At 67.6% G+C, this 14,068-nt stretch carries 13 protein-coding genes; 3 read left to right on the top strand and 10 right to left on the bottom strand.

Translation table 11 applies throughout. The annotated features are described in order from the left end of the window. Positions 1–4: 4 nt before the first annotated feature. Positions 5–667 (bottom strand): ABC transporter permease, encoded by a 663-nt coding sequence (locus tag FSYMDG_RS10055; RefSeq protein ID WP_237703061.1) that lies wholly within the window; start codon positions 665–667, stop codon positions 5–7. 1,077 nt (positions 668–1,744) lie between these two features. Between FSYMDG_RS10055 and FSYMDG_RS25285 the strand changes: the two genes are divergently transcribed. After that, positions 1,745–2,527 carry a hypothetical protein gene (locus FSYMDG_RS25285; protein WP_013873415.1) on the top strand — a complete coding sequence of 261 codons (783 nt, stop codon included), beginning with the start codon at positions 1,745–1,747 and terminating at the stop codon, positions 2,525–2,527. A gap of 49 nt (positions 2,528–2,576) precedes the next feature. Further along, positions 2,577–3,539, top strand: coding sequence for a hypothetical protein (locus FSYMDG_RS23025; protein WP_013873414.1), 963 nt, complete (start codon positions 2,577–2,579; stop codon positions 3,537–3,539). 347 nt (positions 3,540–3,886) lie between these two features. Here FSYMDG_RS23025 and FSYMDG_RS10040 read toward each other — a convergent pair whose 3' ends face one another. Next, a complete protein-coding gene (locus FSYMDG_RS10040) occupies positions 3,887–5,521 on the bottom strand; it encodes an acyl-CoA synthetase (RefSeq protein ID WP_013873413.1) in 1,635 nt (544 codons plus the stop codon). A gap of 175 nt (positions 5,522–5,696) precedes the next feature. On the opposite strand from FSYMDG_RS10040, the gene FSYMDG_RS30055 reads away from it, so the two are divergent. Then, positions 5,697–6,011, top strand: coding sequence for an SDR family NAD(P)-dependent oxidoreductase (locus FSYMDG_RS30055; RefSeq protein WP_043603384.1), 315 nt, complete (start codon positions 5,697–5,699; stop codon positions 6,009–6,011). A gap of 111 nt (positions 6,012–6,122) precedes the next feature. On the opposite strand, the gene FSYMDG_RS10030 is transcribed toward FSYMDG_RS30055, so the two are convergent. The 8 genes from FSYMDG_RS10030 to FSYMDG_RS09995 form a co-directional block, all read right to left on the bottom strand. Further along, positions 6,123–6,761 carry a TetR/AcrR family transcriptional regulator gene (locus FSYMDG_RS10030; protein WP_013873412.1) on the bottom strand — a complete coding sequence of 213 codons (639 nt, stop codon included), beginning with the start codon at positions 6,759–6,761 and terminating at the stop codon, positions 6,123–6,125. A 159-nt stretch (positions 6,762–6,920) separates the two neighbouring features. Beyond that, positions 6,921–7,724 carry an enoyl-CoA hydratase/isomerase family protein gene (locus FSYMDG_RS10025; protein ID WP_013873411.1) on the bottom strand — a complete coding sequence of 268 codons (804 nt, stop codon included), beginning with the start codon at positions 7,722–7,724 and terminating at the stop codon, positions 6,921–6,923. A 78-nt stretch (positions 7,725–7,802) separates the two neighbouring features. Then, a complete protein-coding gene (locus FSYMDG_RS10020; protein ID WP_013871712.1) occupies positions 7,803–8,891 on the bottom strand; it encodes an IS630 family transposase in 1,089 nt (362 codons plus the stop codon). Between the two features lie 40 nt (positions 8,892–8,931). Then, complete coding sequence (locus tag FSYMDG_RS10015; protein ID WP_013873410.1) at positions 8,932–9,804, bottom strand: ABC transporter permease; 873 nt, start codon at positions 9,802–9,804, stop codon at positions 8,932–8,934. 38 nt (positions 9,805–9,842) lie between these two features. Further along, positions 9,843–10,703, bottom strand: coding sequence for an MlaE family ABC transporter permease (locus tag FSYMDG_RS10010; RefSeq protein WP_013873409.1), 861 nt, complete (start codon positions 10,701–10,703; stop codon positions 9,843–9,845). Further along, complete coding sequence (locus FSYMDG_RS23020) at positions 10,700–11,299, bottom strand: PE-PGRS family protein (RefSeq protein ID WP_013873408.1); 600 nt, start codon at positions 11,297–11,299, stop codon at positions 10,700–10,702. Before FSYMDG_RS23020 ends, FSYMDG_RS10010 begins: the two co-directional genes overlap by 4 nt. A gap of 672 nt (positions 11,300–11,971) precedes the next feature. Then, positions 11,972–12,895: an LLM class flavin-dependent oxidoreductase gene (locus FSYMDG_RS10000; RefSeq protein WP_013873407.1), complete on the bottom strand. Its 924-nt coding sequence runs from the start codon at positions 12,893–12,895 to the stop codon at positions 11,972–11,974. Further along, positions 12,892–14,043 carry an acyl-CoA dehydrogenase family protein gene (locus FSYMDG_RS09995; protein WP_013873406.1) on the bottom strand — a complete coding sequence of 384 codons (1,152 nt, stop codon included), beginning with the start codon at positions 14,041–14,043 and terminating at the stop codon, positions 12,892–12,894. Before FSYMDG_RS09995 ends, FSYMDG_RS10000 begins: the two co-directional genes overlap by 4 nt. Positions 14,044–14,068 lie beyond the last annotated feature (25 nt).

Here is a 14,068-nt window from a genome sequence, read left to right as displayed (position 1 = left end):
CTTCTCACCGGTTGACCAACATCTCAGGATTGAGACCGAGCAGCACTGCGTTGGCCACGAAGTTGATTACCCACACGGCTGCGAAACAGAGCACGACAGCTTCGTTGACGGCGCGCCCGACACCCTCCGGACCGCCTCGGGCGTTAAGGCCCTTCTGGGCGCAGACGATACCGATGAAAAATCCGATCAGAACAGTTTTCACGACCGTGCCGACCAGATCGGGCACCGTCACGTTCGACAGGAAGACCGAGAAGAAGGAGCCCGCGGAGGTGTCACCGATCACGGTTCCAGAGATCATCGCCATGGCCACACCGACAGCGACACCCACAATGTTGAAGGCAGCGGTCATCACTGTGATGGCGATGACCCGCGGAAGTACCAGAACGCGCATGGCATCGAGGCCGAGGACCTTCATCGCGTCGAGTTCCTCACGGATACGCCGAGCCCCCAGGTCAGCCGTCAGGGCGGTGCCCATGACCCCGGCCACCGCCATACCCGTGCAGAAGGGGGAGATCTCGCGAGCGCTGGCGAAGACGAAGACGGTCCCCAGCCGGTTCTGCGCACCGAGTAGCGTGAGGATGTTGTAGGCGTAGTTGCCGATCAGAAAGCAGAAGCCACCGACTGCGAGCGTGCAGGACAGCCAGCAGAAGCGCAGCATCGCGTACATCTCGTCGCGGGTCTCCGCCCAGTACCCGCGTGGCTGCCGTACCGCCGTGGACACCAGCTGCGCGAGCAGCTGCCCGCTCTGGCCGACATCGACGATCACCCGCTGAAGAGACGGCGGGAATTTGATCATAACGTTCGTGACAGCGGGACTGGAACGTGGGCGGTGCCGGCTGGGCCCGGCCGCAACCTGGTGCGTCATCTGTCTCCCTGCGTCGGCTTGGCGGTGTACCACGTCCGCAGACCCGCCGTCGAAGGGACCCCGCTCGCTTTCAGCGCGCTCAGGAGCGGGGAGCCCTTGGCTCATCAGACGGATTGGATCTTTATTGGGTCATGAACCTATTCCAGTGGGAAGCACGGTCGCGACATCCCCGGGGAGGAATTGACCTACCCGTTGGGGTGGGACAGGGGGGAGAGCCACCCTACCAGGTAGGCCCGGCCCTACCGTCCCCGGATGCACCATGACAGCAGATGTCCTGAGCACCACCTTGACGACGCTCACCCCTATGACACACCTGCCCCGACAACGCCAGGTGAACAGCGCCAGGACAGGCACTGAGGCAGATGACGGGGCAGCCTGTGGGACAGATGGACGGCATCAAAAAATCACATCGCACCATAAATTACAATCAACAAATACACAACAATCACTATTGTTGACAACACTACTGGATTTGTCGATGGACCGGAAGCGGGCGCCTGGATAACAGCCGGAACGCCGGCTCCCAGGCGAGCGGGGAAGAACCAGCCTGTAAACACGACGGCTGGAGAACGGGAAGCGGCTCGGTACCCGCGCGGCACGCCGACGCAGGTGATTCGACGCCCGTCGGTCCCACCGCCGCTGTGTGCCGGCGCCCCGGCTCCGCGCGCACCGCCGGTAGTCACCCCATAGAAGGGCGGAACTTCTCCACGAGAGAGATTCCACTGACGCGCGGAGCGGACTACTTTCAGGATTCGCTGTCCCCGGACGGACGGCGGACTCCGGCGGAGGACGCCGCGCCGTCGGCATGACACCGGCTGAACAGATCGATGCCCACGAAAGCACGGTCACCAGCCAGGCAGGCAGGAGGGTTCATCGGTCATGGCGCTTCGACTGACCGCGCGCAAGACCGCCGACAACGGGAAGGCCGAAGGCCAGGACCAGGACGCGGAGGACGACACCAGTATCCGGCAGGAGCAGGAGCAGGAGCAGGGGCAGGGGCAGGGGCAGGCACAGGAGCAGGAGCAGCCCGGTGACCGCCCCGGGGCCGACGGGAAGCCGGCACGGCCCGCCGGCCCCACCGGCGGCGCCCAGCGCTCCCGGCGTGCCCAGCGCTCCCGCCGTGGCGACGCGGCACCCCGCTATCCCCGGGCGCGCCAGGTCACGGGATTCGTGCTCGCGGGCCTGCTCATCATCGCTGTGGCCGCGTCTGCCTGGCAGGGTCTGCGCTGGTGGGCGGAGGAAAAATCCGGCGGCAACGCGAAGGCCACGTTCACGGCCGACCGCGATGCCGCGATGACCGCCGGGCAGGACAGCATGGTCATATTCAACACGGTGGACTACCGGGAGCCGGCGGAGAGCCTGGACCGCTGGGCCGCCGCCTCGACGGGAGCCCTTCAGGACAAGGTCCGGCAGGAAAGCGCACAGATCACCAAAACGATCACCGATACCAAGACCGTCAGCACCGCGCGACTCATCCAGGGCGGTCTTGTCGCGTTCGACCGTGACGCCGGCACCGCCAAGGTGATCGCGGTCATCGAGATCCGCTCGGTCCCCGAGGGACAGCCGGCCACCACCGAACGCACCCGCCTGACCGGCGACGTGACACGGACAGCCGCCGGCTGGAAGCTCAGCTCCATCCAGACGGTCCCGGCGGGGACATGACATCACCCGGTACGTCATCCGGTCACTTCACAGTTGTAAGGACGCCCCTGTGACATCCGCTCACCGTTCCCGGACCGACAGGGCCACCACGCATCCGTCCGCACCGGGGCGGCGGCGACCCTCTCACCGACAGCGGCGCGACGGCGACAGCGATGTCGACCTCGCGGTCGACCCCAGCGTCGACACCACTGTTGATCACGAAGCCAGGGACGGCGCGTCGAACGCCTTGACCACACCCGAGGCGCCCGACGCTTCCAAGGTGCCTGAAGCGCCCGACACGCCCGACACGCCCGACACGCCCGACGCTTCCGGCGCCTCCAAGGTGCCCGAGGTGCCCGAGTCGTCCGCTGACGGGGGCGAGAGCGACGGGTCCGCCCTGGACGCGGCGACCGGAAAACCGGCGGATGACAGCCCCGCGGCCGCCACCGGTGAACCGCGCGTGGGGCCGGGCACCCCCGGTGGCGGCGCGCGGAGGCGATCCACCGTGCCCGCCGTTCCCGCGCTCGCCCGCGTCCAGGTTCTCGTAGCTCTCGTGGCGGGTCTGGCGGCCGCGGTCACAGCGGCCGTCGCGCTGGGTGTGCACGCGGACAGGGCTGGTCGTCATCCCCTGTCGACCAATGACGCCTTCGTCGACTCCGCCGCCACGACAGCCCTGATGCAGGACATCGGCAAGACCGTGGAGACGGTCTTCACGGTCAACCCGAACAGTGTCGCCGCCACCGAGCAGGCCGCCAAGGACTCCCTGACCGGAAGCGCGACCGACCAGTACGAACAGCTCTATCGGCCGCTGCTGCAGCAGGCCCCGGCGCGAGGGGTCAGCGTCACCACGACCGTCCGCGCCGTTGGCGTGACAGCGCTCAACGGCAACCGCGCCGACGTGCTGGTACTGGCCGACCAGGCCGCGCAGAGCTCCTCGGCGCAGCAGTCCAACTCCTCCGGCCCGGCACACCTCGGGCTGGTCCTGGAAAACCAGGACGGCCACTGGAAGATCTCGAACATCGAAATCCTGTAACCGCCGGCGGGCGCGCGGCCACCTCACTCCCCCGCGCGCCCGCCACGCCGAAGCACCCCACCCGACAGGCTCCGGCATCGTCCGGCCCCTGGCTCGGTGAGGCCAATCCCGGCCCTTGACGCGCTCTCCTCGTTCGTCACCCCGTCGGATACTTCCCTGCCGAAGACCGCTCCCCATGGCGGTCGTCACTGCGCAGGGTGTCCTATATCACAGGCCTGACGGCTGGCCACGGATGAGAGGGGCCACCGAAAAGCAGGCTGCCGGGTCGGCAGATATATCGCGGAATCCCCCAGCACCAACTTCACAACACCGCCACGCGGCGAAGTCGGCCCACCAGATATCTCGGGTCAGCCCCGGGTCGGGCGGGCATTTCGGTGCGGACGAGAGCTCGCGTCAGCGGTGGTTTCGTGATCGGCGAGATGAGCGTACTCGTCACGCAGCTGACGCTTGAGGATCTTCCCTGAGGGATTCTTGGGTAGTGCGTCGGCCACGACGACGTACTTCGGTGTCTTGAAGCCGGCCAGCCTGGTGCGGGCATACTCGGAGACCTGCTTCGGGGTGAGCGTCACTCCGGGCTTCGGCACCACAACGGCGGTGACGGCCTCGACCCAGCGCGGGTGCGGCACCGCGAAGACGGCCACCTCGGCCACCCCGTCGAGAGTGTAGATCACCTCCTCGACCTCGCGGGTCGCGACGTTTTCACCACCGGTTTTGATCATGTCTTTCTTGCGGTCCACCACGTAGAGGTAACCGTCCTCGGTGAGGTAGCCAAGGTCACCGGAGTGGAACCAGCCGTTGCGGAACGCCTCCGCTGTCTTCTCCGGCTGCTGGTAGTAACCGAGCGTAGCGTGAGGCGTACGGTGGACGATCTCGCCGATCGTCCCGGCCGGTACGGGACTGTCGTCGTCGTCGACGATCCGGGTCTCCACGTTGAGCGCCGCCCGCCCCGCGGACCCCGCGTGCGAGACCTGGTCCTCCGGGCCGAGCAGGGTGCCGAGCGGGGCGATCTCGGTCTGCCCGTAGAAGTTCCAGAGTCGTATGTCAGGGAGCCGCTGCCGCATCTCCTCGAGGACGGCGACCGGCATCGGCGAGGCGCCGTAGTAGCCCTTCCGCAGGCTGGACAGGTCGCGGGTGCCGAAGTCGGGGGATCGCAGCAGACCGATCCACACGGTCGGGGGCGCGAAGTACTTCTTGACCCGGTACTCCTCGATCGCCCGCAGCACGGTGCCCGGGTCCGGCGTGGGCAGGATGATCGAGGTGGCGCCGAGGTAGACGTCGACGCCTAGGAAACAGTCGAGCTGGGCGCAGTGATAGAGCGGCAGGGTGTGCAACTCGACGTCGTCGGCGGTCATCCCGCCGCCGACGACGCACGAGACGTAGTGCCACATCAGTGACCGGCTCGACAGCAGCGTCCCCTTGGGTCGCGACTCGGTGCCGGAGGTGAACATTATCCGGACCGGGTCGTCGTCGGCGACGGGGACGTCGGGCGCCGTGCCGTCGTATGACGTCCAGCCGGCGACGCCGCTCCAGCCCGCCGGAACGGGTTTGCCCTGCAGCGGGATGACAACGCGTACCTCGACAGCCGATTGGGTCCCGTCGAGTTGCCCCAGCGCCTTCTCGGCCACCGGGAGCAGGGCGGCCTCGACCACGAAGCCCTTCGCGCCGGACTGGTCGAGGATGAAGGCGATCTCGTTGGCGCCCAGCATGAAGTTGACGGGGACGAGGATGACGCCGACCCGGGCGGCGGCGAAGTCGAGCACCGCGAACTGCCAGCAGTTGTGTGACAGCAGCGCGAGCCGGTCGCCCTTCGCCAGGCCGGCAGCGGCGATCGCCGCCGCGGTCCGCTCGACCGTGGCTTCGAACTCCGCGAACGTCAGGGTGGTGGCGCCGTCGATGATCGCCGGCTTACCCGGAAAGCGCTGCGCTGTCCGTCGCGGAATGTCGCCGAGGCTGTGGCGACGGGTGATGTCAATGTCTGACACGGTTCTCTCCTCTTTGCGGCGCGCTGCGATCTATTTTACAGTCAGAGTTGACTGTAAAATAGGAGTCGCCTGCCGTGAACAGGGCGAGAAGAACGGAATGCCGACACGTCGCGCGACCGCTCAGGACGCTCCATCGCCTGGGCGAGCGCATGGACGAGCAACCGCGGGTGGCACGGTGACCGGCGCGGGGACGACTGTCGTCGTCGCTGGTGGGACGAGTGGGATCAACCTCGCGATCGCGCGGGCGTACGCCGCGCGGGGCGCCCAGGTCGCGGTGCTCAGCCGCAGCCAGCAGAAGGTCGACGACGCCGTTGCCCGGTTGTCGGGGCAGACCACCGCGCGTGGGTACGCCGCCGACGTCAGGGACGGCGAGGCCGTGCTGTGGCTGACGTCGCCGCGCGCGTCCTACATCACCGGTGCCGTGCTGAGCGTGGACGGCGGGCTGGCTCTCGGCGGCTCTTCGGCGATCGCTGCCGCCATGCGGGCGTAGATCTCATCCCGTAGGGGGAGACCTGCTTCTTTCTGGTTCCTCACCGATCGGGCGGCCTTCACGATCATCTCCGATGGGGTCGACGTCTACCCGCAGGAGATCGATCCATCGTCAGGCGTCGAGTCCGAGCTCCCGGCGGGCCAGTGACTTCCACACCTTGAGGTGGGGATCCGTGAGCGGGTCGCGCGGGTCGAACGAGTACGTCAGCGCGACTCCACGCATGCTCGTGTTGAGCATCTCGCGAAGAGCAGTGTAGTTGGGGTGCCGGACGAGTTCGGGCCCGAACATCTTGTCGATCTCCGCCCTGATCACGTTGCCGAGAGCGTACTCCCTGGGCGCGAGCGCCTCGGCCAGACGCGCGTTGTAACGCGCGGCCAGCCAGAGTTCGGTCGCCGCCCAGAAGTAGCCCTGATGGTAGGTCGACCACACCGCGTCGACGGCGGCCTCGACGCGGTCGTGCGGCGAGCGGGGCCAGTTGGCGGAATCGTGGGTCGAGGAGATCCGCACCTCGGCGATGTGCTGTACGGCCGCGACCAGGAGCGCGTCCCGGTGAGGGTACTGATGGAGGAGCCGCCCGCGGCTGACTCCCGCGCGCTCCTGGATCTTCAGCGTGGAGGCGCCGCTGTAGCCGAACTCGATCAGGACCTGGACGGCGGCGTCGAGGATGTGCTGCTGAGTGGTCCGGCTGCGCGCGGCGTAGTCGGCGTAGCGTGGGGCCGCCGCCTCGGTTCCGCTCCCGTTCGACGTCATCGTGTCCTTCCTCATGGCATGTCGGCCCTCATGGCATGTCGGCCCTCATGGCATGTCGGCCCTCATGGCATGTCGGCCCTCATGGCATGTCGGCCCTCATGGCATGTCGGCCCTCATGGCACGTCGGCCCTCATGGCACGTCGGCCGTGGTATGCCAGGTCAGCCCCGGTCGAGGAAGCTGGCGATCAACGCGGCCGTCTCCTGTTCGCCGGAGGCACGGGCAATCGTCTCGGACTCCTTGTCAAGATGCTCCTCCAGGGTGCGGGCCCACGAGGCTCGCACGAGCCCGCGAGCCGCGCCGAGCGCGTGGGCCGGCCGGGCTGCCAGACGCGCGGCGGCGGCCCGGGCCGCGGTGGCGACCTCGGCGTCCTCGCAGATTTCCGAGACGATCCCCAGGGTCTGTGCCCGTGCGGCGTCGAGCGGCTCGGAGGTGAGGATCAGCTCGATCGCGCGTCGTTGGCCGACCGTGCGGGGCAGGAGCCAGGAGAGACCGCCGTCGGGGGTCAGACCGACGGAGGTGTAGGCGGTCACGAACCGGGCGGACGCGCCGGCGACGACGAGGTCCGCGCCGAGCACCAGCGAGAGCCCGATGCCGGCGGCCGCGCCCTGGACGGCCACCACGACGGGCTTGGTCAGCGCGTCGAGTGCCTTCACGGCCTCGTGGGCCGCGTTGGCGAGCGAGGAGACGAAGGCCGGCCGGTCAGGTGCCGCGCCCATCGCCGCCAGGTCACCACCGGCGCAGAAGAGCCGGCCCGCGCCCTGGAGCAGGACGACGTTCGCGGCGCTGTCCGTCGCGGCCCGCTCGATCGCCTGGTGCAGTGCTCGGGCGGTCTCCACGTCGATCGCGTTGGACACGTCCGGGCGGTCGAGGGTCACCTCGGCGACCCGCTCCCTGACGTCGTACCGGACGACGCCCCCGAAGACGGTCGGGGTCGGGCTGATGCTCGTGGAGGCGGTGCTCACGAATCGATCTCCTGAGATGTGGACGACAAGCCTGCGGTCAATGTTGACCGCAGATTCGAGGCGAGGCAATCTTGTGGTCTAGTGTCCTGAGTCGTTGATTCGCTGGCAGTAGGCGGCGAGGGTCTCGAGGATCTCGTCGGCGGTCTTGGCCCAGACGAACGGCTTCGGGTCCTTGTTCCAGGCGTTGATCCATCGGCGGATGTCGGCTTCGAGTTCGACGACCGAGCGGTGCGTCGATCGGCGCAGCTTGCGGGTGGTCAGCTCCGCGAACCAGCGCTCGACCAGGTTCATCCACGACGCCGAGGTCGGGGTGAAGTGCAGGTGGAAGCGGGGGTGGCGCAGCAGCCAGTTCTTCACCGCCGGGGTCTTGTGGGTGGCGTAGTTGTCCAGGACCAGGTGCAGGTCGTAGCCCTTCGGGACCGAGGAGTCGATCAGCTTGAGGAAGCGCAGGAACTCCTGGTGACGGTGCCGCCGGAAGGTCTGCGCGATCACCGACCCGGACGTCGGGTCGAGCGCGGCGAACAGGCTGGTCGTGCCATGGCGGACGTAGTCGTGGGTCATCCGCTGCGGGGTACCCGGCATCAGGGGCAGCACCGGTGCCGTGCGATCCAAAGCTTGCACCTGCGACTTTTCGTCGACGCAGAGCACGATCGCCTTCTCCGGCGGGTCGAGGTAGACCCCGACCACGTCACGGACCTTGTCCACGAACAGCGGGTCGGTGGACAGCTTCCACGTCTCGACCAGATGCGGCTTCAACCCGAACGCCCGCCACATCCGTGACACCGTCGACTGCGACAGCCCACTGGCCCTCGCCATCGACCGCGATGTCCAATGGGTATCGCCGTTCGGTGGCTTCTCCTCCAACGTCCTCGCGATCACCGCCTCGACCTGGGCGTCGGTGACCTTCCGAGGCGCTCCCGGACGTGCCTCGTCTGACAGGCCCTCCAGCCGGTCGACCGCGAACCGCTCCCGCCATTTCGCGACCGTTCCCCGGGTGATCCCGAGCTCGGCCGCGACCCCCGAGTTCGTCCCACCGTCCGCGCAGGCCAGCACGATCCGCGAGCGCAACGCCAGCGCCTGCGCGGTCTTCCGCCGTCGGGCCCAGCCCTCCAGCACCGCACGCTCAGCAGACGACAACTCGATGGGATCCGCGCTCGGGCCAGGCACCAGCCCATTCTATCTGCACACGAATCAACGACTCAGGACACTAGATCGTGTCCGGGGCGTTGGGGCTGAGCCCCCAGAAAAGCTGCGTGGTGAGCAGCCCAATGACATGGATCAGCACCATGTTCAGCATCATCGATTTCGCGGTGTTCTTGCCGACTCCGACGGATCCACCGCTGGCGGTGTAGCCGTAGTAACAACTGACGAACACGATCGTCGTGCCCATCGACAACATCTTGATCATTGAGAAGAGAAAGTCGAGCGGATTCTGGTAGAGCCAGAAGATGTAGTTGTAGCCACCAGCGGACACCCCGCCCAGCTGCACGACGGTCACCAGGTACATCGATATGTACATGAGCCCGAGCCCGACCGTGAACAGGAACGGCATCGCTATCCAGGCGGCCATGATCCGGGTACCGACCAGATAGCTGCGCGACCTGACGCCCATGACCTCCATGGCGTCGATCTCGTCGGCGATCCGCATCGAACCGATCTCGGCGACCAGCCCGCAGCCGACCTTCGCCGCGAAGATGTAGCCGTACATGTACGGCGCCATCTCACGCAGCGAGCAGTAGGCGTTGAAAATACCCGAGTACAGCGGGGCGCCGATCTGCTTGAGGGTGTAGCTGGCCTCCAACCCGCACTGCATCCCCATGATGAACTGCATCGACCAGATGATCAGGCCGCTGGACAGTATCAGGATGCCGGCCTGGTGGAAGACCTCCGAGGCGTAGTGACGGATGTCGCCGAAGTCACGAATGGTCCGGGCAGAGAACTGGGCAATCTCGCCACCGGTGGTGACGGCCTGTTTCACCCCACGCTGCATACCGCCCAGCGTGATCACAGTATCCTGCGGCTTCGGTGCCGCAACCCGCGGCTGCCCGAGCCGGTCGAACTCGTCCACGGGGGTGGTCATGGCTTGTCCACTGGGGTGGTCATGGTCGCTCTCGGCCCTTACTTGAAGACCTGCATGTCGGGGTTGAGCCCGAGCAAGATGGTTGTAAAGACGTAGTTGAAGATCCAGATGGCGGCGAAGGAGATGACCACGGCCTGGTTGACCGCGCGTCCCACACCGATCGGCCCGCCCTGGGTGTGCAGGCCCTTGTAGCAGCACACGACTCCGATGAGCAGGCCGAAGATCGTCGTTTTCGCGACGCTGGCCCACACGTCGGTGACGGTGGCATTGGCGAAGAAGTTCTCAAAGAACGCGCTGCTGTTGGCGCCGAGCACCCACACCGAGGCCATGTAACCGCCGAGCACACCGAACGCGAGCGCGACCAGGTCGAGCAGCCCGGTCATGAGCGTGATCGCCAATACCCGTGGGACGATCAGGGTGCGGATGGGATCGACGCCGAGCACCTCCATCGCGTCGATCTCCTCACGGATCCGGCGCGCGCCGAGGTCCGCGGTCATCGCGGTGCCCATGACACCGGCGACCACCATCGCGTTGATCCACGGGGCGAACTCGCGGACGCTGGCCATGATGAAGAAGGAGCCGAGACGTTCGGGGATACCGAAGAGCAGGAAGAGGTTGCCGCCCTGCAGGCCCGGCGCGCCGAAACCGAACGCCGTACAGGACACCATCATCGGTATCCAGCACAGCTTGAGAATCTCGAACATCTGGTCGCGCACTTCACCCCAGTAGCCGACAGGGTGACGGATCGCGCTGCCGAAAACCTGCCCAGCCAGCTGCACCATCTCCCCGCCCTGCTGCAGCGGCCGCCGCACGGCGCCAACCCATTTCGGCGCCTTGTTCCTGCGCACCCTGCGGCGGCTGCCAGGAACCGACGGGGCGGTCACAGCCGGTACGCTCATGCGCGCTCACCCGCCGACCGCACGCCAACGCGGCCACCGCGGCCGCGGCCGGCCGTAGCGCCGCTACTGCTGACGCCACCATGTCTGGCAGCACCACCGCGACTGTTGGCGCCACCACGGTTGGCGCCACCACGGTTGGCTGCACCACTGTGGCTACCAGCGCCACCACGGCTACCAGCGGCACTGTGGCTGTTACCGCCGCTGCGGCCGCTGCCGGGCGACCGCCGCCGGGTAGCCACCGAGCCGGCCACGAACCCCACGATCACCGCGGCCGCGAGAGTCATCGAGATCTGCGCCGGATTCCGTCCAGCCTGCGCCAGCAGTACCAGCGGAAGCACCAGCAGATAGGCGCCGACCGCGGCCAGCGCACCGTGCCGCCCACCATCGGTGGTCGTTCCCTGACGCAGAGCCGCCACCACGAAAGCGGCCGCGGCCGAGCCGGTGAGGACCAGCGCGCCAAGCGCCCCGGACACCGTCGCCACGGCGGGGGCGACGAGCCCGCCGAGGACGAGCACGGTGAACCCACGCGAACTCCCGCGCACCACAGCGACCATGTCCACGCCGTCGAGCCAGCCGCCCACCGGGGAACTGATCATGCCATGCCTCCTTTCGTCGACGCACCGAGTCGGCCGGCGATATGACTGCCGCACGCGGCGGACCGCGGGCGCGTCACGGTTCATCACGGCCGCCGTCCCGGCAACCAGGTAATCCAGGGCGAAAAGCGGGCGCGAGCATTCACGCCCGCTCTGGCCAGGCTCACCAACCACCGGCGGAGATCCTCGACGAGATGGCCGCGGACAATACCTGTCCCAGCACGCGTCCGAAGGTCTACCAGCACGGCAGCATCTCCTCCTGTGATGCCATCGCCGACCGGGATTGTTGCGGTATTCGCGTTGCCGGGAACAGTTCGGCGAGGCAACGCGCCAGGAACGAACGGTACCGTTTTGTGCGCCGGATCACATCTCTCAGTGGGGGGGTAGTTGCCCCTCCAAAGAGAGGCTTTCCCCCGACGGCAACGAGCTCACGACGACAGGTGGGCCACCAGGTAGGTCATCGGATAGGCCACGGCCCACCCGGAGAACGGCTTTCCCGCTGGCGGCAGGCCTGGGTTCCCCGGGAGCTGGGAGAACGCGCGGGAAGCATGATCATACGCTACTTGTTCGGCCGGTGTTTCGCGTTGATAATTTGTTGATGTCGGCCGGTAAGAACATCCGGGCCTCCCGCGGGCGCGCCCGGGGCGGACGAGGGCCGGGCGCGCCCGGGGCGGATCAGGCTGGCGCGTGCTCGAGCAGGTACCGCTTCACCTCGGCCGTGTACTCGACGCCGGCCTCCCAGCTCGTGCTGGTCGCCACCAGTGTGAAGTGCTCGCAGCCGGCCTCGAGGTAGGGCAGCAGCCACTCCCCCACCTGTTCCGGCGTGCCAGCGGGCGCCAGCCGCTCGAACTTCTCGTAGGGCAGGTGGTAGAGCCGCTCCATCCGCTCGGCCACCAGCTGCCTGGCCCTGCTCGCCTGGGTGTCGATCCCGCACCAGAGGTTCAGCCCGTACCAGGACGGCAGCGGCCTGCCCTCCTGCTGGGCCACCTCGGCGATCTGCTCGCGGGTCGCGGCGAAGCGCCGGGCGGAGCAGAAGATCCCCAGCCAGCCGTCGCCGAAGCGCACGGTCCGCCGTACCGCGGCCGCCGACGAGCCGCCGATCACGATCGGGATCCTGGGCGTCGGAGCCGGCAGCACCCGCGCGTCCTTGAGCTCGAAGAACTCCCCGCTGTGATCGACCGCCTCGCCCGAGGCGAGCGCACGCAGCACGCGCAGGCTCTCGTCGAGGCGGCGTCCCCGGGTCGACGGGTCGACGCCGCAGTTGAGCGGCTCGGAGCGGTCCTCCCCGCCCACGCCGACCCCGAGAATCAGCCGGCCCGGCGCCAGTTGGGAGACCGAGGCGAGCTGGCGGGCGACGGTGGTCGGATGCCGCAGCGCGAGCTGGTAGACGCCCAGCAGCACGGGCAGATCGTCGTTGCTGGTCAGGGCCGCGGTGGCGGACACCAGCCCGTCGAAGCCCCGGCCGCCGTGGAAGCTGACATGATCGGCGACGACCACGTGGTCGAGCCCCGCGGCGTGGACACGACCGAGCAGATCACGCCGCTGCCGTGGGCTCGTCGAGAGAATCGACTCGTGCACGTCCAGTCCGACCGTGATCATTTCCCGTGCCTCCCGCCCAGAACGTCCTTGGCGATAATGCGCTTCTGGATCTCTGCCGTGCCGTCCGCGACCAGATAGGCCATGACATCACGAAATCTCTGCTGCAACGGGAACTCGGTCGCATAGCCGAGATTACCGTAGATCTTCATGGCCGCCTCGATCGCGTCCTTGGCGACAATTGGCGGCCACCACTTGCTCATGGAGGCATGCGCGGTGTGCGGCCGGCCGGCATGGCGCAGCCACAACGCCCGATAGCACAGCCACCGCGCGGCCTCCAGATAGGTGGCCTGCTCGGCAAGAAGAAAAGATATGCCCTGGTACTCGGCGATCGGACGGCCAAAAGCCTCCCGCTGCAGGGCATAGTCAGCGGCTTCGTCGAGGCTGGCCCGGGCCGCGCCGAGACACATCAGGCCCAGCGCGGCACGGCTGAAATCAAAGTGGCCCATGACGCTGTGGAAGCCCCGGCCGTACTCACCGATGAGGTTCTCCGTCGGCACGAACACCTCGTCGAAGTGGATCGATCCCCAGCCCAGCGGCAGGCAGCCCATCCCCGGCATGTGGCTGACGGTCACGCCCGGAGTATCGGTCGGGACGACGAAACAGCTCACCCCCTTCGAGCGCGCGGACCCCGGCTCGCGGGCGTAGACGAGCGTCGCGGTGGCGTTGCAGGCCCACGAGATGGCGGTCTTCTCACCGCGCAGCCGCCAGCCGCCGGCCACCGGCTCGGCGACCGTGCGCAGCGCGCCCGCGTCGGACCCGGAGCCGGGCTCGGTGAGCGCGATCGCCACCGTGATCTCACCGGCGATCAGCCGCGGCAGGTATTCCTTCTGCACGGCCGTGGTGCCGTGTGCCAGCTGGGATCCCACAAGCCCGACCTGCACCGGCGCGGACGCGATGTTCACGTCGCCGTAGGCCAGCGTCTCCGCCGCAAGCCCGAGCGTGATCGGATCCTCGACGCCGGTGCCGCCGAACTGCTCGGGCAGGCCGATGCCGAGCACACCGAGATCGGCGAGCTGACGCTGGATGTCGAACGGGTAGTCCGTACGGGCCGCCCGGTCCCGATAACCGGGCAGCAGTACATTCTCAGTGAACTGGACGAGCGCACGCCGGAAGTCCTCCTGTTCCTCGGAGAACTCGAAAGAGATCATTTTATTCCGCCTTAGAATAAGGCGC

The organism is Candidatus Protofrankia datiscae (assembly GCF_000177615.2).
Lineage (GTDB): Bacteria > Actinomycetota > Actinomycetes > Frankiales > Frankiaceae > Protofrankia > Protofrankia coriariae.
The sequence above is the reverse complement of the archived record's forward strand: the minus strand, read 5'-3'. Positions and strand labels throughout refer to the sequence as shown.

Excerpts from the sequence above, each read along its gene's own strand:
- FSYMDG_RS10055 (WP_237703061.1), bottom strand. The coding sequence starts at position 667 with ATGTACGCGATGCTGCGCTTCTGCTGGCTGTCCTGCACGCTCGCAGTC.
- FSYMDG_RS25285 (WP_013873415.1), top strand. The coding sequence starts at position 1,745 with ATGGCGCTTCGACTGACCGCGCGCAAGACCGCCGACAACGGGAAGGCC.
- FSYMDG_RS10030 (WP_013873412.1), bottom strand. The coding sequence starts at position 6,761 with ATGACGTCGAACGGGAGCGGAACCGAGGCGGCGGCCCCACGCTACGCC.
- FSYMDG_RS10015 (WP_013873410.1), bottom strand. The coding sequence starts at position 9,804 with ATGACCACCCCCGTGGACGAGTTCGACCGGCTCGGGCAGCCGCGGGTT.
- FSYMDG_RS10010 (WP_013873409.1), bottom strand. The coding sequence starts at position 10,703 with ATGAGCGTACCGGCTGTGACCGCCCCGTCGGTTCCTGGCAGCCGCCGC.
- FSYMDG_RS23020 (WP_013873408.1), bottom strand. The coding sequence starts at position 11,299 with ATGATCAGTTCCCCGGTGGGCGGCTGGCTCGACGGCGTGGACATGGTC.
- FSYMDG_RS10000 (WP_013873407.1), bottom strand. The coding sequence starts at position 12,895 with ATGATCACGGTCGGACTGGACGTGCACGAGTCGATTCTCTCGACGAGC.
- FSYMDG_RS09995 (WP_013873406.1), bottom strand. The coding sequence starts at position 14,043 with ATGATCTCTTTCGAGTTCTCCGAGGAACAGGAGGACTTCCGGCGTGCG.